Below are 21,773 nucleotides of genomic sequence, written 5' to 3'. Positions count from 1 at the left end.
GCTATGGCAAAATATGCAATTACCAAGGTGAAATTGTGCAAAAACGGAGGAATTGTGATCATTTGGAGCGGATTATTGACGATATGGAAGAATACCCCCCAATAAGCTGATCTCAGCGATGCGAAGGAGCACATAGGCGCGTATAGGTGCACATACTCCGTTTGAACTATCGATAGGTTGCTGTTACGATTCATTCGTATTTCCAATCCAACAGGCTAGTACAGAGAGAGAGGGGAACGTGTGGAAGTCTTTAAGCAACTGAAAGAGTTCTACTGGGTCGAGAAGAAGTATTTAGTTTCATCGATTTTATGCTTGATGGCAGCGACGGCACTTGGACTTGTATATCCGAATATGCTGCGGATTCTGATTGACGATGTCATTATGAAAAACAGATTCGAGCTTGTACCAGCATTATCGCTGTCGCTCGTCGGCGTTATCGCGCTCAAGAGCACGCTTCAGTTTTTCCACGGCTTCTTCGGCGGACGACTTGGCAACCGGGTTGCCTATCGACTGCGCAATGCATGTTATGACAAACTGCAATACTTAAGCTTCCGTTACTATGATAATGCGAAGACAGGCGACTTAATGTCTCGTTTAACGGCTGATTTGGAAGCGCTTCGCAACTTTATCGGCTTCGGCTTTGCTCAGATCCTTAACATGATTCTGATGGTCATCTTCGGCGGCATCATGATGCTCTCGATTAACTGGCAGCTCACGCTGCTGACGCTCGTGACCATCCCGCTGTTGTCCTTTACGGCGCTGCGTCTGGAGAAGAGCATTCACCCGGCCTTCCGCGAGATGCGGCTGGCGATGAGCCGTTTAACGACAGCGGTGCAAGAGAATATCACGGGTGTGCGTACGGTCAAATCGTTCGCGCGCGAATCGCATGAAGTGAACAAATTTGCTGAGAAAAGCAATGATTATCAAGAGAATCAAATCAGCGTATCACGCGTATGGGGAAGATACTTCCCGATTATGGAGCTTCTTGCGAATATAAGCGCCGTCATTCTCCTTATCTCGGGCGGTATTTTCGTTATCCATGACAAGCTGTCGATCGGTGAGTTCGTTGCCTTCTTCAGCTTAACGTGGTACATCATCGGCCCGATGTGGGGCATTGGCTTCCACATTAACAACTACACGCAATCGAAGGCTTCCGGCGAGCGGATGCTGGAGCTGCTGAATGAGTATGTTCATGTGAAAAATGTGGAGCATCCCGTCGTTCTGAGCGGCGACGCGATGAAAGGTCATGTTCGGTACGACAACGTATCATTCGGCTATGGCGATGGCCCGATGGCACTCACGAATTTCGCCCTCGATGCAGCGCCGGGCAAAGTGATTGGTTTGCTTGGCGGCACAGGCTCCGGCAAATCGACGGTCATCCAGCTGCTTATGCGCGCTTATGATGTGAAGCAGGGCAAGGTGACGATTGATGGAATCGATGTTCGCGAGCTGGATATCGAATCGCTGCGCGGCGCGATCGCACCTGTTTTTCAAGAAACATTCCTGTTCTCGGCTTCGATTCGCAACAACATCGCTTATGGCATGAAGGATGCGACGATGGAGCAGATCGTGAAGGCGGCGAAGCTGGCGAAGGCGCATGATTTCATTATGGAGCTGCCGCTCGGATATGACACGGTTGTCGGTGAACGCGGCATGGGATTGTCCGGCGGCCAGAAACAGCGGATTTCCATCGCACGCGCCCTTATTCGCAATCCTCGCATTCTCATTCTTGACGATGCGACGAGCGCCGTCGATATGGAGACGGAACATGAAATTCAAGCGGGCTTCCGCGAGCTGATGGCAGGACGCACGACGTTCGTCATAGCGCACCGGATCTCCTCTCTGCGACATGCAGATGAAATTATCGTATTGGATAACGGCCGAATCGTTCAACGAGGCACGCACGAGCAGCTGCTTGCGGTGAATGGTACATATCGTGACGTGTACCGGATTCAATACGCCGATCGTCCTGACAACGATTCTGCGACAGCGGCTGATGCATGGATTCCTGGCGAGCCTGAACGCGGATTTGCGGGTCAGAAGCAAGTGCAATCCGAAGGGAGGTTGTACCATTGAGTAACCAACAGCAAGAGTCGGCAGATGAACTGGCAAAGCGCTTCAAGAAGCAGGATGGCAATCGCAAAGAACGGTTTATTTATCAGGACGATGAACTGATCGAGAAGCCGTTCAACTGGCGTCAATTGGGCCGACTGTTTACTTATTTGAAGCCTTATCGCAAGCAATTGCTGCCTGTCATTCTCGTCGGGATGGTGCTCGGTACACTGACCCGACTTGCAATTCCTACGATCGTCATCATGGCGATCGACGAAGCGATCGATCCGAAGGATGGTGAAGCGAGCATACCTAAGCTGCTCCTATTCGCAGCAATCATGCTCGCTCTTTATATCATCCAATGGGGTTCGAACACATACCGGATCAAACATACGAATATCGTGGGCCAGCGGGTCATTCACGATTTGCGCAGCCACTTGTTCTCGCACATTCAGACGTTGTCATTCCGATTTTTCGATAAGCGTCCAGCAGGGTCGGTGCTCGTTCGCGTAACGAACGACGTCAATGCACTGCAGGATTTGTTCACGAACGGTGTTGTCAACCTGCTGATGGACTGCGTCCAGCTCGTTGGTATCGTTATTATCCTGCTCGTCTGGAACTTCAAGTTAGGCTTGGCGGTTATGCTCACGGTGCCGCTTATGTTCCTTGTATCGAGTGCGCTTCGCAAACGGATTCGTTTCGCTTGGCAGGATGTTCGAATCAAACAATCCCGCATCAACTCGCATTTGAACGAGTCGATTCAAGGCATTAAAGTAACGCAGGCTTATGTGCAGGAGAAAGAAAACATTCAATTCTTCGAATCGATGAACTCATCCAATATTCGATCTTGGAATAAAGCATCGGCGATGAACCAATCGTTTGGTCCCATTATCGAGCTTACTAGTGCAGTTGGCTCGCTTATTCTGTTCTGGTACGGTTCTTATCTGATTCAGAACGACCTGCTAACGGTCGGTATGCTTGTTGGTTTCGCCAATTACATCGGCAACTTCTGGGAGCCGATTAACCGTCTGGGCCAAATGTATTCGCAGCTGCTCATCGCAATGGCGTCGTCGGAACGGATTTTCGAGTATTTGGACGAGCGGCCGGTTGTTGGTGAACTGCCAGAAGCACGCAAGCTTGCTGAGGCTAATGGTCATGTGCTGTTTGACAATCTTGTTTTTGAATACGAAGCAGGTCGTCCGGCATTGAAAGGCGTAACGATTGAGGCGAAGCCTGGACAATCGATCGCGCTGGTTGGTCATACCGGTTCAGGCAAAAGCACGATCATGAACCTGCTTTGCCGGTTCTACGACCCGACGGAAGGACGTGTGTTGATTGATGGCACGGACATTCGTGATGTATCACTGGAAAGCTTGCGTTCGCAGATCGGTATCGTGTTGCAGGACACCTTCATTTTCTCTGGTACGATTCGGGACAATATTCGGTTCGGCAAGCTGAATGCGACGGACGAAGAAATCGTTGAAGCGGCGAAAGCTGTGCATGCACACGATTTCATCATGAGCTTGAAGGATGGTTACGACACGGAAGTTCAAGAGCGCGGTAACGTACTGTCCATGGGACAACGTCAGTTGCTGTCGTTCGCAAGAGCGCTATTGGCTAACCCACGTATTCTGATTCTTGATGAAGCAACGGCAAGCATCGATACGGAGACCGAGCTGCGCATTCAGAAGGCGTTGCAAACGCTGCTGAAGGGACGTACATCGTTTATCGTCGCACACCGGTTGTCAACGATTCGCCATTCGGACATGATTGTCGTGCTCGATCATGGCTCGATTGTAGAGCAGGGATCACATGATGAGCTGATGGCCATTCGCGGTACGTACCATGGATTGATCGAAGCACAGTACCGTTTCTTGTCGGCGTAAGCCGATTTCACTTGATTTTCTCAGCACCATTGTCCACAATGGAAAGAAACAGCAAACGGCGGCAGGCCCTAAGCGCTTCACGCGCATTGGTCTGCCGTCTTATGTATGCAAACGCAATAACTTTCAAAGCGTATGCTTACGCAATAACTTTTCAGGAGGTCATCATGTCTAACTATGGTTCACCGCTGTCCTCGCGTGCCAAGCGGATTGTGCTCCTCGGCTCGGGCGAGCTCGGCAAGGAAGTCATTTTCGAAGCGCAGCGTCTCGGAATCGAGACGGTTGCAGTTGATCGTTATGCGAATGCGCCTGCTATGCAGGTTGCGCATCGCTCTCATGTTATTGATATGTTGGACGGCGAAGCGCTTCGCCGCGTGATTGCACAGGAGCAGCCAGATTTGATCGTACCTGAGATCGAAGCGATTGCGACCGAAACGCTCGTCGAGCTGGAACGTGAAGGACGCACCGTTGTGCCAACGGCCCGCGCTGCGCGTCTAACGATGGACCGTGAAGGCATTCGCCGCCTTGCTGCGGAAACGCTCAAGCTGCCTACAGCTCCGTATCGCTTCGCAGATACGCTGGACGAGCTTCGTGCAGCTGTGGAGGAGCTTGGTACGCCATGCGTCATCAAGCCGATCATGAGTTCGTCGGGCAAAGGTCAGAGCGTTTGTCGTTCTGAGGCTGAGATCGAAAGCTGCTGGAACTATGCGATGGAAGGCGGCCGCGCGAAGAAACAGCGTGTTATTGTAGAGGGCTTCATTCATTTTGAATCCGAAATTACGCTGCTGACGGTCCGTTCGGTATCGGGCACGACGTTCTGCGCACCGATTGGTCATGTTCAGAAGGACGGCGACTATATTGAGTCCTGGCAGCCGCATGCGATGTCACAGGAACAGATTCGTGAGGCTGAGCATATCGCGCAGCAAGTAACAGATTCGCTCGGCGGCTATGGAATTTATGGGGTGGAGCTGTTCCTCACGAAAGAAGGCGTGTTGTTCAGTGAAGTATCTCCACGTCCACATGATACGGGGATGGTCACGATGATCACGCAGGATTTGTCCGAGTTCGCGCTGCACGCTCGTGCCATTCTTGGACTTCCAATCCCTACGATTCGTCTGCTTACGCCAGGTGCGACGCATACGTTGAAGGCTGACCGTGACAGTGAATCGTTCACCATTGGCGGTCTAGAGGAAGCGCTGTCGCTGCCGAATACGCAAGTGCGCGTATTTGGTAAGCCAGAGACGAAGAAGGGCCGTCGGATGGCAGTAGCGCTCAGCAGCGCCAATGATGTGGAGCAAGCACGAGAAACGGCGCAGCACGCAGCACAATCGCTTCGTATCGTATACGGCGAGGCTTAATTCATAACGATCGAATAGACCGTCTTAACCGGAATCGTGTTGTGGTTGAGACGGTCTTTTTTGCACATTTCTCATATGGTCAATTTGCAAAAAAATTCCGTTCGATTTATCTTAGAGGATAATCCGACCGTTAACGAGAAGGGAGCGTATCCGTATGAATCGGGGCAATGGCTTGTGGCGATTGATTGGCATTACTTCATTGATTACGACGATTGTGTTTATTTGCGGCTTCGGTTTTGCCATGAATGATATTTTGAACCCTAGACAAGCACCAAGCTTGGGTGACTTAGGAGAGCCAGAACAGAGCTACGTAAAGGACGATGTGATTCATGTAACGGCGCTGGGAGACTCGCTGACCAAGGGAACGGGAGATTCGACCGGCGAGGGTTATGTGAAGCAGACGATCAAGCTGATGGAAGGCAAGTATGACAAGCCGGTCAAATTGTTGAATAACCTAGCCATTAACGGAATGCGTGCTGATCAATTGGTCGAGAAGCTGAAGAGTGACAAAGGGTATCGGCTGGCGGTTTCAGAAGCAGATATTATTTTACTGACAATCGGTGGCAATGATCTGTTCCGGTTTGCGCGAGGAGGCAATGCTGCCAGTAAGCAGGATGCTGCAGCGGATAACACGGCGGAGAATGAGGCGTCTTCTTCACAAACGGATGACGATATCGAGGATCAAATATCGCTCGAAGAAGTGAAAACAAATTTGGCTGAAGGGGTCGGACTGCTGCGGCAGACGCTGGAATTGCTGAACAGTATCAACCCAGATGCGCGAATTGTCTATATAGGCTTATATAACCCATTCTACGATGTAGCGGAGCTTCGTGACGGGAGTCTGCAAGTACAGGACTGGAATCGTGCTGCCTATGATGTCATTCATCGTTATCCGAATATGCTGCTAGTACCAACATCTGATCTATTCGAGAAAAATTTGACGCGCTACCTGGCGTCTGATCATTTTCATCCGAATCACGACGGTTATGCCGCTATTGCGCAGCGTATCGTACAAGCAATTGATTAGGACATGAAAGGGGCTTGCTCATGGCTTTAACAGCGAAACATCCAAACGAGTTGCAGGTCGAAGCTTCTCATATCGGAGATGGAGTTCCTTCCAAAGTTGTCTTGTCCGTACAAGCTGTGACGAAAAAAATACGCGGCCGTGCGATTATTCGCGGCATCAGCTTCGATATTCAAGCAGGAGAGATCTTTGGTTTCCTCGGACCGAACGGTTCAGGCAAAACAACGACGATTCGGATGCTGGTCGATCTTATTCGTCCAACGTCAGGCGACATATACATCTGCGGTCATCATGTGCTGCGCGAGCCAGAGAAGGCGCTTTCCCATGTCGGCTGTATCGTTGAAAATCCGGAAATGTACAGCTATTTGACCGGTTGGGAAAACCTTGAGCATTTCGCCCGAATGCAGAAGGGAATTGACGCCGCTCGTATTGCAGAAGTGGTAGAAATCGTCGGTATGGACAACCGGATCCATGATAAGGTAAAAACATATTCACTCGGCATGCGCCAACGGCTTGGTATCGCACAAGCGCTGCTGGGCCGACCTAAGCTGCTTATTTTGGACGAGCCGACGAACGGTCTCGATCCGAAAGGCATCAAGGAGCTGCGCGATTTTATCCGTAAGCTGGCAGCACAAGGCATGAGCTTATTTATATCGAGCCATCTGCTCAGCGAAATTCAGCTCATGTGTGACCGAGTCGCGATTATTAGCAAAGGCGAGCTTCTAGCGGTTGGAACCGTAGAGGAGCTGCTGTCGCAGCGCGGAGCTTATGTGATCTGGCAGTTCGATGATCGTGAAGCGGGTATCCGCGTACTAACTGAAACGCTGGAGATAACTGTTATCGCTGAGCACGATCATTATATCGATGAGTCGATTTTGTCGATGCTGCCAGGCGCGGTTATAACGACAATGCCGCAGGAGCAGGTTGCTGCAACGGTTGAACGTTTGACGAGGGCAGGCGTGGGGATTACAGCGGTGCAGAAGGTAGCGCCAACGCTGGAGGAGCTGTTTATTACGATGACGGAGGGCGATGTCGTTGAGTAGTTTGCTGCCACTCGTGCGCAACGAGACGATCAAAGTGTGGAAGAAAAAACGTTTTTTCGTCGTCATTCTCGTGCTGCTCGTCCTCATTCCGGTTTTTACATACGCCCAAATGAAGGTAGCATTAAACAATCGAGATAAATTCGATGATTGGAGATTGCAGCTTCAGCAGAAAATAACGGACTACCAGAATCAGCTGTCCAGTGACCGTATTCCTGAGGAATGGAAACAATCTCGGCGGATTGCTGTGCAGCAATTACAATATTATTTGGATCATGATGTTAATCCTGACTCCCCGAATGCCGTTACATTCAGTAGAAGTTTCGTCGAGGCGTCGATTACGATGTTTATTCCACTTCTCGTGCTTGCTGTTGCATCTGATCTTGTATCCGGCGAACGCTCGACTGGCACAATCAAGATGCTGCTAACCAGACCGGTGCGAAGGTGGAAAATATTGCTTAGCAAGCTCATCGCACTTACGCTTTATGTATCGTTAACGCTCCTAGCCACCATAATATTGTCTTACCTGATCTCCGGCATATTTTTCGGTTATGGGGGATGGACATTGCCCGTGTTCACTGGCTTCGTCATTCAAGGCTCCGAAGTAGATAGCTCCGCTGTTCACGCAGTTCCGCAATGGTATTATTTGTTTATGTCTGCGGGGCTGACCTGGCTGTCGGCGATGACGATTGCTTGCTTGGCGCTGATGGTATCGGTGCTCGTTCGCAGTACGGCTGCGAGCATTGTGACGATGATGGCTGCGATTATTGCAGGCTCGATCTTGACGAACATGGCCTCGTCCTGGCATACTGCCAAATATATTTTCTCGGTCAACCTGGATTTAACCAATTATTTGGCTGGTTCACCGCCGCCGATCGAAGGCATGAGCTTGTTATTTTCAGTTAGTGTACTGGCCGTTTGGGCGGTCGCCGCAATTATCGTTTCGTTCAGCGTCTTTACGAAACAGGATATGTTGAATTAAAATAAACGTCTGACGACAACTTTTTAAAGTGATGAATGAACGAGGGCAAGACAAAGCTGATGCGAATGAAGCAAGTTTTTGCTTCATTCCGTTCCGATTGCCATTGGAACATAAGCATTCGCAAAAACACAGTTGATGCTTACGAAGCAAGTTTTTGCTTCACCATGATCCGAATGGATTCGGATCATCAAGCTTCAGCAAAAACAAAGCTAATGCTTACGAAGTAAGTTTTTGCTTCATTCCGTTCCGATTGCTATCGGAACATAAGCATTCGCAAAAACACAGTTGATGCTTACGAAGCAAGTTTTTGCTTCACCATGATCCGAATGGATTCGGATCATCAAGCATTCGCAAAAACTTTTAGGAGGGCGCGTATGGCCGAGCAATTGGATCTGTTCGCGAAACAGGCAGCATCCGCCGAACGGAATTACGACGCGGACGATATTCAAATTCTCGAAGGGCTCACTGCCGTACGCAAACGGCCTGGTATGTACATCGGCAGCACAAGCAGCTCCGGTTTACATCATCTCGTGTGGGAAATTGTGGATAACGCGGTCGATGAGCATTTGGCGAAGTTCTGCTCTGCGATTGACGTCACCATACATAAAGACAATGCCATCTCCGTCAAGGATAATGGCAGGGGGATTCCGACCGGGATGCACAAGAGTGGTATTCCGACACCACAGGTCGTTTTCACGATGCTCCACGCAGGGGGCAAATTCGGCGGCGGGGGGTACAAGAAGTCCGGCGGCTTGCACGGCGTAGGTGCTTCTGTTACAAACGCGTTGTCCGAATGGCTTGAAGTCGAGATTTATCGCGACGGCAAAGTACACAAGCAGCGGTTTGAATATTGGGTCGACGAAAGCGGCAAAGAACACGTCGGCGAACCGACAACGGGATTAGAGATCATTGGCAATACGAACCGGACAGGTACGAAGGTTACGTTTAAGCCGGACGGACGCGTGTTCCAGAACGGTACGACGATTAACTTTGACACGCTGTCTGAGCGTTTGCAGGAAATTGCGTTCCTGAACTCGGGCTTGAAGGTGACCGTTAAGGATGAGCGTAATGGGAATGAGCTTGTATTCCACTACGAGGGCGGAGCGAAGCAGTTTGTCCAGTTCTTGAATGAGGACAAGACCGTACTGCACGAGGCCGTTCATTTTGCCGCGGAGAAGGACGATATTGAGGTCGAGGTTGCACTGCAATATAACGACGGTTATACGGAGACGATCGCTTCGTTCGTTAACTCGATTCCGACACGCGGCGGCGGTACACATGAGACCGGCTTCAAAACAGCATATACGCGGATCATGAATGATTATGCACGCAAGAACGGGCTGCTTAAGGAGAAGGATAAGAACCTTGAGGGCAACGATTTGCGCGAAGGCATGATGTCCGTCATTAATATCAAAATGTCCGAGGTCGAATTCGTCGGACAGACGAAGGATCAGCTTGGCAGTGCTTCTGCTCGTGGCGCGGTGGATGCAGTTGTTGCAGACAAAATGGCCGTTTTCCTTGAGGAAAACCCGCAAACTGCGCAAATGCTCATGAAGAAAGCGATTCAAGCTTCGAAAGCTCGCGAAGCGGCGCGTAAAGCACGGGAAGAAATTCGTTCCGGCAAGAAGAAGAGCGAGAGCTCTAACCTTGGCGGCAAGCTGACGCCCGCGCAGTCGAAGGACACCTCGCGCAACGAGTTGTTCATCGTCGAAGGTGACTCGGCAGGCGGTTCTGCGAAGCAGGGGCGCGACTCGAAGTATCAGGCGATCCTGCCGCTGAAGGGTAAGCCGATGAATCCGGAGAAAGCAAAGCTGCTCGATATTCTGAAGAATGACGAGTATAAAGCGATTATTTCGGCAATCGGTGCCGGTGTTGGTTCGGAATTCGACGACGAAGAATGCAACTACGCCAAAATCATTATAATGACCGATGCCGATACGGACGGCGCGCACATACAAGTGCTGCTGCTGACGTTCTTCTACCGGTACATGAAGCCGTTGATTGATGCAGGCAAAGTCTACATTGCACAGCCGCCTCTGTATAAGCTGACCCGCAAGTCTGGGAAGCTGGAGACGGTTCGATATGCTTGGACAGATGAGCAGCTCCAGAACTACCTGAAGGAATTCGGCAAAAATTACGAGCTTCAGCGGTACAAAGGTCTAGGCGAGATGAACCCAGAGCAGCTGTGGGAGACAACGATGGACCCAGAAACCCGTACATTGCTGCAGGTACAGATCGAAGACGCTGCGAAGGCGGAACGGCGCGTGTCGACGCTTATGGGCGACAAGGTCGATCCGCGGAAACGGTGGATTATCGACAACGTCGATTTTACCGAATTCGAGGAGTAGGGGGAGAGCTTAATGGGCATGCTGGAAAATTTTATGCCAGCGTTTCTCGAAGAAGTTGTCGGCGATCGCTTCGGCCGATATTCCAAATACATTATTCAAGATCGCGCCATTCCTGACGTTCGCGACGGATTGAAGCCGGTTCAGCGCCGTATTTTGTACGCGATGTACGATGCGGGCAATACGCCGGACAAGCCATACCGCAAGTCGGCCAAAACGGTCGGCGACGTTATGGGTAACTATCATCCGCACGGGGACTCGTCCATTTATGAAGGCATGGTGAGGATGGCACAGCCGTGGAAGATGGGCCATCCGCTGATCGACGGCCACGGCAACTGGGGTTCGCAGGACGATGACCCAGCAGCAGCGATGCGTTATACCGAGGCTAGGCTATCGTCCATTGCGATGGAATTGCTTCGTGACATAGACAAACGGACAGTACCGTTCAAGGACAACTTCGACAACACGACGAAGGAGCCTGTCGTGTTGCCGTCGCGTTATCCGAACTTGCTCGTGAACGGTGTCAGCGGTATCTCTGCAGGCTTTGCCACGGAAATTCCGCCGCACAACTTGCGAGAAGTGATTGATGCTTGCTTCGCGCTCATGGCGAATCCATCGATGTCGATTGATGAACTGATGTCGATCGTACGTGGACCGGACTTCCCAACGGGCGGTACAATCATGGGCGGAGAAGGCATTCGTGAAGCGTATACAACCGGTAAAGGCCGCATCTACATTCGTTCGAAGACGGAGATTGAAGACGTTCGCGGCGGCAAGCAGCAGATCGTTATTACAGAGATTCCATATCAAGTTGTAAAAGCCCGTCTTGTTACGGCGATGGAGAACATTCGCCTCGAGAAGAAGGTAGAAGGGATCGCTGAAGTACGAGATGAAAGCGGTCGTAACGGCCTTCGTATCGTCATTGAGCTGAAGAAAGATGCGGATGCACAAGGTATTCTTGCTTATCTCTTTAAGAAGACCGATCTGCAGGTCACATACAACTTCAATATGGTTGCAATCGTTAATAAGGCGCCGAAACAGCTTGGTTTAAAAGATATGTTGGCTGCTTATATCGATCACCAGAAGGAAGTCGTTACGAACCGGACGAAGTTCGAGTTAGAGAAGGCTGAAGATCGCGCTCACGTGCTCGAAGGACTCGTGAAGGCACTGAATCTGCTCGACGAGATTATCGCGACTATCAAGGCCTCCAAGAACCGGCAAGATGCGCAGAACAACCTCGTATCGAAGTTCCTTTTCTCGGAGCGTCAAGCAGATGCCATCCTGACGTTACAGCTATATCGTCTGACGAATCTGGAGATTACGCAGCTCGAGAAAGAACTGGGCGAAACACAGAAGAGAATTGCATACTTGCGCAGCATTCTGGAGAGCGAGAAGAAGCTTCTCAGCGTTATCCGTGAAGAAATGCTCGAGATTCGGACCAAATTCGGTATCGATCGTCGTTGCGACATTCGTGGCGAGGTAGAAGAGCTGAAGGTAAACCTTGAGGTCATGGTCCAATCCGAGGATGTTCTATTGACGCTCAGCCGCGATGGTTATATTAAGCGGACGACGATGCTGTCTTACACGCGTTCTGGCGGTGAGCTGGATAGTGCAGGCGTGAAGGAAGGCGATGTCATTCGCCACTTGCTCAGCGTGAACACGATTGATACGCTGCTCCTGTTCACGAAGAAAGGGCAATACTTCGTACTGCCTGTCCACCAGGTGCCTGAATTCAAGTGGAAGGATAACGGTACTGCCGTTGTTAACATTGTTCCGCTGCCGAAGGACGATGCGATCATTAGTATCGTAACGGTGCGTGATTTTGAGCAGATAGCCGCTAATGCGTCGCTGCTGTTCGTCACCAAGCGCGGCCAAGTGAAACGGACGGAGCTGAAGGAATATAAGTCGAATCGCTCGACTGCTATTGCAGCAGCGAAGGTCGCTGATGGCGATGAAATTATCGCAGTACTAGAGAGCACAAGCACAAGCGAGCTTCTGCTCGTCAGCCGTCAGGGGATGGCGATACGCTTCGCTGAGAGCGAAGTGAATCCAATGGGCCGTGTCGCTGCTGGTGTTCGTGGTATGCAGTTGAAGGATGACGATGAGCTCGTTGGATGCTCGCTCGTCGCTGATGATGAAGGTGAAGTGCTTGTCCTTTCCGATCTCGGCCATGGCAAACGCTCACTTCTTGCCGAGTATCCGATTCAAGGACGCGGCGGCAAAGGGATTGCAACGTTCGAATTCAAGGAAGGCAAGCGCGTAAGACCGAATGGTAGTGGCCTCGCAGGCGCAATTTACTGCCGCCAAGAGAAGATGCTCGTAGTACTGGCGGCGAGCGGCGCGTCTTGGACGCTGTCGACCGATAAGACGCCGATTGATGAGCGTAGATCCATTGGTAAACCGCTCGTTTCGCCAGAGAAAAATGATTCGATTGTAGAAATTTTTACGCGTAACGCTACGATCTAGACCCGAGTCTTAATCGTAAGGGGTGTGTGGCGGCTCCAGCCGCTCCATCATTTGTACGAGCGCTTCCAAAAGGACCCACAATGGCACCGGTTCGTCCGGCTTATTCAGCCATTGTGGGTCATTCAATATGCCGTACGCACGGACCTTTCTCAAAATTTCCGCTTTCCGGTCATCCATTGCAAATCAACCTCCTTCGCGCTGCCCTCCTGCTAACAACCAATTGGAGTGTGTACAAGCTATATTGGCAACAACGCCAACAACCCGCATTCGAGCCGCTATTCGCGAATCCTCGCCACATTGTATGTCTAACCCTGTCAATTTGTTCACGGCAAACGTCGATTAATGGCGCAAATTATTAAGTTGCTTAACCTTTTAATCGACATTTTCAAATGGTATAATGAGGAATAGCAGGAATACGGACAGGAAGCGGGGTTTAGTCGATGATTTCAGAAGATTTTGCTCGATTGTGGATGAAGCTGACGAAAGAGTGGAAGTCGCATTTGGAAGAGGCGCTGGCGCCAAGCCTGACGGAAGGACAGCTGAATGTACTAGAATTGCTGCAGCGTTACCAGCCGATGAAACCTTCGGATTTGCTGCAATACTTAGAGACGACGCCTGCAGCGATTACAACGCTGCTTGATCGCATGGAGCGTGGCGAGTTGATCGTCCGCAACCGCGATGAGTCGGATCGTCGAATTGTATGGGTGACGATGACGGATAAAGGTGAAGAGGAAGCTAACCGAGGCGTGGAGATTCGTTCGACTTACATTCAGTCATCGCTGGATCGGATCTCAACCCACAATCAGCAGCTGCTCGTTTATTTGCTTGGCAAAGTTACGAATGGCACTGCAGAGCCGATCAGCCGCTCGTCATAGTGGATGGAATGTAGAATATAAGATGAAAAAGCACCCTCTATTGAATTCTTCTAATTCGCAGTCATGCTGCGGGATCAGAATTCGAATAGAGGGTGCTTTGTTATTGTTACGACAGCTTAAGCATCGAAACGATGCGCAGCTCTCTCAAGGTCGGCAGCCTGCCACCGTGCCCACTCCGCAGACAGCTGCGGAGGGATAGAGCGGAACGTAAGCCATTCCTTCGAGACGGGATGCGGGAAGGAGACAGAACTCGACCATAGCGCTACCGTACCGTGTGCAGCCGATCGCTGGCCTGAGGACGCACCATATTTGGCATCGCCATACAACGGGCAGCCGATCGCTGACATTTGTGCGCGAATCTGGTGGGATCGACCGGTGTGCAGCTTCACTGTAACGAGCGATAAACCACCAGTCGAAGCGATGACTGCATAATCCAACACCGCTTCCTTCGCGTCGGCCACTGGGCGGTCGAATACGTCTGAGACGTTCCGTTTGCTGTCCTTGCGCATCCAGTGCTTTAGCGTGGCCTGTGCTTGCTTAGGAGAGCCGTGAACGACTGCAATATAGGTCTTGCCGAACTCACGCGTACGGACCGTGTCAGATAGACGAGAGGCCGCCTTCGATGTCTTCGCGAACAACATGGCTCCGCCGACAGGGCGGTCTAGACGATGGACAAGGCCGAGGAACACGTTCCCCGGCTTGTTGTGGCGGATTTTGAGATCCTCCTTCAACAACGTCAGCATGTCAGGATCGCCAGATTCGTCCTCCTGAGAAGGGACGCCAGGGGGTTTGATGACGACAAGCAGATGGTTATCCTCGAACAGGACGGGGATCGGGGCGCGCTGAGAACCGTTATGCTCAGCGGATGTGCCGGCCATTATTCGCCTGACTCCCAGCGTCCAAGAATTCCGCACGGCAGGTTAAGGCCTGAATTCGTAATTGGAAGCCCGATCTCACCGCAATGGATTTGACCGCCGTACTTGCGTCCGACAGTCATACTCAGAATATTGTGCAGCACGCTTGGCGAAATACCAGTCGTGTACGAGTTGATCAGAATGAAGAGCGGCTTGTCCGATAGAATCGACATGCATAGCTCTACGAACGGATACAGGTTTTCTTCCAGCTTCCAGGTTTCACCATTGGTGCCGCGGCCATAGGATGGCGGGTCCATGATGATTGCGTCATATTGGCGTTCACGACGCTGCTCACGTTGGACGAATTTGAACACGTCGTCCGTAATGTAGCGGATAGGTGCGTTCTGCAAGCCGGACAGCTCAGCATTTTCTTTGCACCACTGCACCATGCCTTTAGCGGCATCGACGTGACATACTTCTGCGCCTGCGGCCGCTGCCGCAACGGTTGCTCCACCTGTGTAACCGAACAAGTTAAGGACGCGAATCGGACGGTCAGCGCTCCGAATCCGTTCCATGATCCAATCCCAGTTAACCGCTTGCTCCGGGAACAGTCCCGTATGCTTAAAGTTCGTCGGACGAATATGGAACGAGAGAGGACCGTACGAGATCGTCCAACGTTCAGGAAGCTTCGAGCGGAATTCCCACTGGCCGCCGCCTGAGCTGCTGCGATGATAGTGACCGTCGGATGTTTTCCACAACCCGGTTTCGTTGGTAATGGGCCAAATGATCTGCGGGTCCGGACGGCGGAGCGTATAGTTGCCCCAACGTTCGAGCTTGTCTCCATTACCTGTATCAATTACTTCATAATCTTTCCAATTGCTAGCGATATACATTCTGTAAGTCATTTCCTTCCTCGGTATTAAATTTATAGCCTACGCCGCGCATTGTGACGATCCAGCGAGGATTCGTTGGATCAGGTTCAATCTTCTTGCGCAGATTGCTCATGTGAACCATAAGCGTTCTCGTATCTCCGATGCTCTCGACGCCCCAAACGGCTTCATAGAGTGTAGCGAGCTGAAAAGCGCGGTTCGGCTGTTTAGCAAGCAGTGAAAGCAGTTCAAACTCTTTGACAGATAAAGCAACGTATTGATTATGTACGCGAACCGTTCGAGCGGTCAGATCAATAATGAGTCCGTCGAAGATAAGCAAATTTCGATTATGCTCGCCATGATGATGCATATTTAGCGATTGCCGACGCAGATGAGCCTTAATTCTTGCTACTAGCTGCCCTGGACTAAAAGGCTTAGTGATATAGTCATCGCCGCCCGCTGCTAAGCCGTTAATAACGTCCTGATCATCGCTCTTCGCGCTAACGAACAATATCGGTACATCGATAATTTGGCGGATTTGCTGACACACGTCCAATCCATTAAGCTGCTTGAGGAGCACGTCAAGCAGGATGAGATCCGGCTTGATCTCACCTATCATTCGGAGTGCGTCAGTACCATTATCTGCAGCAAACACGCTGTACCCTTCACGCTGGAGATAGAGCGTAATGAGCTCAATGATTTCGGGTTCGTCATCCACGACCAAAATTTTGCTCACATTCATCTTCCATCCTCCTTGCTTTCTCGATTATTATAATCGAAGCGGCGCAAATGAAGCAACGACATCACCGCAGTATTCGTCATCCTATGAAACACATCATGTGTGTCTTTGAAGAGCGAACGATCCGGGGAGGGTATGGGTATACGCAAACGAGTTTGGATTTTCGTCATTATGTTAATTATTGCAGTCATTTTGAACGTAGGACTGTTCAACACTTTCAATACCGGAGATAACTCTGGTGATCCGCATGCAGAAGCAGGCATTCTCGATCTGAACAGCTGGGATTTTAATCAAAATGGCAGCATCCATATGGACGGGATATGGTCGTTCTATGGCGGACAGTTGTTAGGGCCGGAGACGGATTGGAAGGATGGTTCTCTAGAAGCAAGCTACGTCAGCGTACCGTCTTCGTGGAACAACTATAATCACGAACCTACTGTAAAAGATGGTCTAGGCTATGGTACATATCGGCTCATCATTCAAGTGCCGAAAGATTCAGGTACGTTGTCGATTCGAGTGCCGAATATCATGACGGCGTACAAGCTATGGATCAATGGCCGATTGATTGCAGAAGCAGGCCGTGTAGACGAGCTGCCTGAGAACAACAAGGCCGAGCAATATCCGCGAGTTGTCTCTTTTGAAGCGAATGACGGGATTGCCGAGCTTGTGATTGAAGTATCCAATTACAAGCATCGCATGGGCGGTATATGGACGAGCTTCTCGCTTGGTACGACGCAGGAAATTACGAGGCAGGAGATTCTAGCGGTTGCCGAACAGATGCTCATTATCGGCAGCTTGTTCATTATCGGTACGTATCATATGGGCTTGTATGCTTTTCGAAAAAGGGAGAGGTTCACGCTTTCCTTCGGCTTGCTCTGCTTATGCGTAGCGTTCCGAATGGGCGTAACAGGGGAGACGATGTTATTTCAGCGGTTCCCAGGCGGTTCCTGGGAGCTGGGGATGCGGATTGAATACATTGCCTTTTCGCTTTGCGGTGTAGCTGGATACGCTTATATTTTCCGAATGTTCCCGCAGGAAGGTTCCAAACGCACTTATTGGATTTTCAATACGATCGGCATCGCATTATCGGTAATGACTGCTGTCCTGCCTGTGTTGACGTATACGCGTGTTGTGGCAGCCTATCAGCTGTACATCGTCACCGTATGTGCGACCTGCCTGTATGTGGTCATAAGAGCGCAAATACGCAAGCGAGAAGGTGCGACACTCGTTCTGGCAGGCATTACGTTCTTTATCTTCACGGTTATCAATGACATTCTGTTCTACAGTGAGCAGCATGTATCCGTACAGCTTGTACCATTCGGTATCACGTTCTTTATTCTTGTGCAATCGATCATACTTTCCAACCGTTTCACGAACGCGATGCAGCATGTAGAGCTTGTATCGGACGAGCTGCGCGAGTTGAATGCGAACCTCGAGCAGCGGGTCGAGCTGCGCACGAACGAGCTGAAGAAATCGAACGAATCGCTTGAGCTGTCGAATATCGATCTGGAGAAGCTGGAGAAATCCAGACGACATCTACTATCGAACATCTCACATGACTTGCGCACGCCGATGACACTCGTACAAGGGTATTTGGAAGCGATGAGGGATGGGCTAATCGAGAATAAAGAGCAGCAGCAGCGCCATCTCAACATGATGCTGGGCAAGCTGTCGCGGCTTAATAGCTTAATTGATGACTTATTTGAACTGTCCAAGCTTGAGGCAGGCCAGGTTCGATTTCATTTTGAGCATATTAGCGTAAGAAGTTGGCTGGAATCGGTTCAGTTCTCATTCGAGACGGATGTGGAACGAGCAGGCGGTGTACTCCAGTGCATTTATAACGGCGTCAGCTTGGACGGTTGTGAGATTTATGATACAGCGACTGCTGCGAATCGCTCTGATTCGCCAGTTATACGTATCGATATCGCTCGTATGGAGCAGGTCATGTCTAATCTGATCTACAATGCGCTTCGTTATCTGCCGGATGCGGACAGTAACGAGGAACGCCGCATTACAATTGAAGTTGTAGAGGAAAGAGGCACCGTACTCATTGAGGTGACGGATACCGGCAGCGGCATTGATCCGGAGGATTTGCCCTACATTTTCGATCGGTTCTATAAGAAAGACAAATCACGTAATTCTTCAGAGGGCGGAAGCGGGCTAGGTCTATCCATCGTGAAGGAGATTATCCATCAGCATTGGGGATTGATCGAAGCACGTAATACAGTGGATGAAGGCGCGTCCTTCCTAATTCGGCTACCGCTAGCAGTACCGAAGTAAAAGAAGCAAGGGGAGAGAGAACACATGGAGAAAAGAGCATGGATCGGAGGCGGGGCATTCCTTGCCTGCGCGATCCTATTCGGCGGGATTGTTTGGTCGATTCCAGATGCAGGGCCTCTGGCAATCGATCGAGAGGCCGCAGACGCGATTCAGTCTTTAACGGGGAAGCAGGGGGAGCAGGTATGGAAAGCCGTAACGAATCTCGGCTCATCCCTCATTATCGTGGCGGTTGCGCTGCTGTACAGCATTTGGTTTGGCTTACACCGTCGTACTTGGGCAGCCCTCTACATTCCAGCGGCAGGCATCGTTGCCTATGCATGCAATCAACTGTTGAAGGGTTGGGTAGACCGGCCTAGGCCTTTGGGGGCGTGGGGGATTGAAGTGGATGGGGCGAGCTTCCCGAGCGGGAATGCAATGCTCGCAATGGCGGTATATGGAACGATTGCGTTATCTTTTGTGTTGTACGCCATAGCCGGCAGGGCTGCGAAATGGATCGCATCCATTATCGGTATCATTTGTATTGCTTCTGTTGGCTTCAGCCGGCTATTTTTCGGCGTGCACTACTTGAGTGACATTGTGGCAGGGTATGCAGCAGGAGCATTGGTTATGCTTCTCGCACTTCATCTGGTACATTATTCGTTGCATCGGAACAATTGAGCATAGCGTGAGATAGCGATGTCATACGGGCAGTCATTCCGACTGCCGTATGACATCAATCATTTTGTGGATGGACTGCTTGCGTTTATCTTGATCCATATTGCTTAGCAGTCGAAAAATTTCGACTGTATCCGAATTAATGCCGGATAATGTTTTGTCCGTATCGCCTCCAATGATGTAATCCAGCGAAACATCAAAATAGGATGACAGCTTGATCAGCGTATCATATACGGGCTGGCGGTTGTTGATTTCATAATGGCTGTAAGCGGATCGGGTAATCCCGATTTGGCGCGCCACCTCCTCCTGTGACAAATTTTTTCGAAGTCTCAGTTCCCTCAATCGATCTCCCATCGTCATGGTCATGTCATTACTCCTTACGGTTATACTGCAAGCCTGGGCCTACGATTGCGTAAAACCAGAAGTAGTCGTTTTCTACTACATCCCTATCTCTTAATTTATGATACAAATTGTATCATTGTCAAGGATTAATGTAGCAAGCTGTCGGAAACGTACATATTATTTTTGCCGCGAGGGAATACAAATTAACGCTTGAAAACGTTATACAGGAACGTTACAATGAGGGAGTGGAACTTGTTCGTACAAGTTGTTGATGCGAAGATGCCCATTTCGTCTAGTTCTTCGGACGTACCGGAGAAGCATTGCGCGATATGATGATAAGTCGCTTTTAACATGTACATACAAGTCAGGAAACGTCAATTACAATTATTCGTCACTATAAGGAGGACTCGTTCCATGCTTCAAACTAAACCTTATCAATTCTGGTTCGTGACTGGCAGCCAACATCTGTACGGTCCAGAAACACTCCAACAAGTAGATGCTCACTCTTTCCAAATGGTAGAGAGCTTCAATCAAGATGCAGCGATTCCATTCGAAATCGTGTTCAAGCCCGTTGTAAAAACGCCGGAAGAGATTTTCCAAGTATGTAAAGAAGCTACGGCTGACGACAACTGCGCAGGTATCATCACGTGGATGCACACCTTCTCGCCTTCGAAAATGTGGATCGCGGGCCTGAACGCACTCCGCAAGCCTTTGCTCCACCTGCACACGCAATTCAACCGTGACATTCCATGGGAAACGATCGACATGGACTTCATGAACCTGAACCAATCGGCACACGGCGACCGTGAGCACGGCTTCATCGGCGCTCGTATGGGCGTTGCTCGTAAAGTTGTAGTTGGTTACTGGGAAGAAGCTGACGTTCGCGCTAAGATCGCAGGCTGGCAGCGTACGGCTGTAGCGTACTCGGAAGGTACAAACCTGAAAGTTGCACGCTTTGGCGACAACATGCGTCAAGTTGCGGTAACTGAAGGCGATAAAGTAGAAGCACAAATCAAATTCGGCTGGTCGATCAACGGCTACGGCATCGGTGACCTCGTTGAGCGTGTGAACGCTGTAACGGAAGCACAAGTTGACGCGCTGATGAATGAATACAACGAAACGTACGACATCACGGCTGAGACGAAAGCGAACGCTGCGGCAATGGATTCGATCCGTTACCAAGCGCGCATCGAGATCGCAATGAAATCGTTCCTCGAAGAGGGCGGCTTCACGGCATTCACGACGACGTTCGAAGATCTGCACGGCATGAAGCAGCTTCCAGGTCTGGCTGTACAACGTCTGATGGAGCAAGGCTACGGCTTCGCTGGCGAAGGCGACTGGAAAACGGCAGCTCTGACGCGCATGATGAAAATCATCGCTGAGAACAAAGACACGTCGTTCATGGAAGACTACACGTACCACTTCGAGCCAGGCAACGAAATGATTCTTGGCGCACACATGCTCGAGGTTTGCCCTACGATCTCGGCTACGAAGCCTCGCATCGAGGTTCATCCGCTCGGCATCGGCGGCAAAGAAGACCCAGCTCGTATTACGTTCGACGGCAAATCGGGCCAAGCAATCGTTGCTACGCTTGTTGACCTCGGCAACCGTTTCCGCGTAATCATCAACGAAGTGGAAGCTGTACAACCTACACAAGCGCTGCCGAACCTGCCAGTGGCACGCGTTCTGTGGAAGCCAGAGCCATCCCTTGCTGAATCGGCTGAAGCTTGGATTCACGCAGGCGGCGCTCACCACACCGTTATGTCGTACGCTGTTACGACGGAGCAGCTTCTCGACTGGGCTGAACTGGCGAACGTTGAAGTTGTCGTAATCGGCAAAGACACGAACGTACAACAATTCCGCAACGAGCTTCGTTGGAACGACCTGTACTACCGTCTCAACCGCTAATCACTAGAAAGGCCGCTTCGTCACTGACGAAGCGGCCTTTTTTATTGTTTTTTCTACCCACCTAAATCCTCCCTGAGAGGGAGGACCCCAGGGGTTCCAACC

At 50.6% G+C, this 21,773-nt stretch carries 17 protein-coding genes; 12 read left to right on the top strand and 5 right to left on the bottom strand.

The features are described 5' to 3' along the window. Positions 1–240 precede the first annotated feature (240 nt). The 8 genes from DFQ01_RS07725 (at position 241) to gyrA (ending at position 13,150) form a co-directional block, all read left to right on the top strand. Complete coding sequence (locus DFQ01_RS07725) at positions 241–2,076, top strand: ABC transporter ATP-binding protein (RefSeq protein WP_110043327.1); 1,836 nt, start codon at positions 241–243, stop codon at positions 2,074–2,076. 29 nt (positions 2,077–2,105) lie between these two features. Then, complete coding sequence (locus DFQ01_RS07720; RefSeq protein ID WP_245946584.1) at positions 2,106–3,938, top strand: ABC transporter ATP-binding protein; 1,833 nt, start codon at positions 2,106–2,108, stop codon at positions 3,936–3,938. Between the two features lie 164 nt (positions 3,939–4,102). Further along, complete coding sequence (gene purT / locus DFQ01_RS07715; RefSeq protein WP_110043325.1) at positions 4,103–5,293, top strand: formate-dependent phosphoribosylglycinamide formyltransferase; 1,191 nt, start codon at positions 4,103–4,105, stop codon at positions 5,291–5,293. A 154-nt stretch (positions 5,294–5,447) separates the two neighbouring features. Beyond that, on the top strand, positions 5,448–6,320 hold the full coding sequence (locus DFQ01_RS07710; protein ID WP_110043324.1) for a GDSL-type esterase/lipase family protein: 873 nt from the start codon (positions 5,448–5,450) through the stop codon (positions 6,318–6,320). Positions 6,321–6,340: 20 nt separating this feature from the next. Further along, on the top strand, positions 6,341–7,360 hold the full coding sequence (locus DFQ01_RS07705) for an ABC transporter ATP-binding protein (RefSeq protein WP_110043323.1): 1,020 nt from the start codon (positions 6,341–6,343) through the stop codon (positions 7,358–7,360). After that, a complete protein-coding gene (locus DFQ01_RS07700) occupies positions 7,353–8,339 on the top strand; it encodes an ABC transporter permease (RefSeq protein WP_110043322.1) in 987 nt (328 codons plus the stop codon). The genes DFQ01_RS07705 and DFQ01_RS07700 overlap by 8 nt, the downstream gene beginning before the upstream one ends. A gap of 374 nt (positions 8,340–8,713) precedes the next feature. Further along, positions 8,714–10,687: a DNA topoisomerase IV subunit B gene (parE, locus tag DFQ01_RS07690; RefSeq protein WP_110043320.1), complete on the top strand. Its 1,974-nt coding sequence runs from the start codon at positions 8,714–8,716 to the stop codon at positions 10,685–10,687. Positions 10,688–10,699: 12 nt separating this feature from the next. Further along, on the top strand, positions 10,700–13,150 hold the full coding sequence (gene gyrA, locus DFQ01_RS07685; RefSeq protein ID WP_110043319.1) for a DNA gyrase subunit A: 2,451 nt from the start codon (positions 10,700–10,702) through the stop codon (positions 13,148–13,150). Positions 13,151–13,159: 9 nt separating this feature from the next. On the opposite strand, the gene DFQ01_RS31020 is transcribed toward gyrA, so the two are convergent. Next, positions 13,160–13,327, bottom strand: coding sequence for a hypothetical protein (locus tag DFQ01_RS31020; RefSeq protein WP_174812651.1), 168 nt, complete (start codon positions 13,325–13,327; stop codon positions 13,160–13,162). Positions 13,328–13,590: 263 nt separating this feature from the next. On the opposite strand from DFQ01_RS31020, the gene DFQ01_RS07680 reads away from it, so the two are divergent. Beyond that, positions 13,591–14,025, top strand: a complete 435-nt coding sequence (locus DFQ01_RS07680; RefSeq protein WP_110043318.1) for a MarR family winged helix-turn-helix transcriptional regulator — start codon at positions 13,591–13,593, stop codon at positions 14,023–14,025. A gap of 116 nt (positions 14,026–14,141) precedes the next feature. On the opposite strand, the gene DFQ01_RS07675 is transcribed toward DFQ01_RS07680, so the two are convergent. From DFQ01_RS07675 to DFQ01_RS07665, 3 genes are read right to left on the bottom strand one after another with little or no spacing between them, the layout of a single operon-like run. Next, positions 14,142–14,903 carry an RluA family pseudouridine synthase gene (locus DFQ01_RS07675; RefSeq protein WP_110043317.1) on the bottom strand — a complete coding sequence of 254 codons (762 nt, stop codon included), beginning with the start codon at positions 14,901–14,903 and terminating at the stop codon, positions 14,142–14,144. Continuing rightward, on the bottom strand, positions 14,903–15,772 hold the full coding sequence (locus tag DFQ01_RS07670) for a class I SAM-dependent methyltransferase (RefSeq protein ID WP_110043316.1): 870 nt from the start codon (positions 15,770–15,772) through the stop codon (positions 14,903–14,905). The genes DFQ01_RS07675 and DFQ01_RS07670 overlap by 1 nt, the downstream gene beginning before the upstream one ends. Beyond that, positions 15,759–16,490, bottom strand: coding sequence for a response regulator transcription factor (locus DFQ01_RS07665; RefSeq protein ID WP_110043315.1), 732 nt, complete (start codon positions 16,488–16,490; stop codon positions 15,759–15,761). The genes DFQ01_RS07670 and DFQ01_RS07665 overlap by 14 nt, the downstream gene beginning before the upstream one ends. 132 nt (positions 16,491–16,622) lie before the next feature. Here DFQ01_RS07665 and DFQ01_RS07660 point away from each other — a divergent pair, with 132 nt between their 5' ends. After that, a complete protein-coding gene (locus DFQ01_RS07660; RefSeq protein ID WP_110043314.1) occupies positions 16,623–18,767 on the top strand; it encodes an ATP-binding protein in 2,145 nt (714 codons plus the stop codon). Between the two features lie 24 nt (positions 18,768–18,791). Then, positions 18,792–19,424: a phosphatase PAP2 family protein gene (locus DFQ01_RS07655; RefSeq protein ID WP_110043313.1), complete on the top strand. Its 633-nt coding sequence runs from the start codon at positions 18,792–18,794 to the stop codon at positions 19,422–19,424. Between the two features lie 33 nt (positions 19,425–19,457). Here the strand turns inward: DFQ01_RS07655 and DFQ01_RS07650 are convergent, their stop codons facing one another. After that, entirely contained in the window at positions 19,458–19,787 is a 330-nt protein-coding gene (locus DFQ01_RS07650; RefSeq protein WP_110043312.1) for a helix-turn-helix transcriptional regulator, read from the bottom strand. Between the two features lie 390 nt (positions 19,788–20,177). Between DFQ01_RS07650 and araA the strand changes: the two genes are divergently transcribed. After that, positions 20,178–21,671 (top strand): L-arabinose isomerase, encoded by a 1,494-nt coding sequence (gene araA, locus DFQ01_RS07645; RefSeq protein ID WP_110043311.1) that lies wholly within the window; start codon positions 20,178–20,180, stop codon positions 21,669–21,671. Positions 21,672–21,773: the final 102 nt, after the last annotated feature.

The organism is Paenibacillus cellulosilyticus (assembly GCF_003182255.1).
GTDB lineage: Bacteria > Bacillota > Bacilli > Paenibacillales > Paenibacillaceae > Paenibacillus_T > Paenibacillus_T cellulosilyticus.
This window is presented reverse-complemented; position numbering and strand designations above follow the sequence as displayed.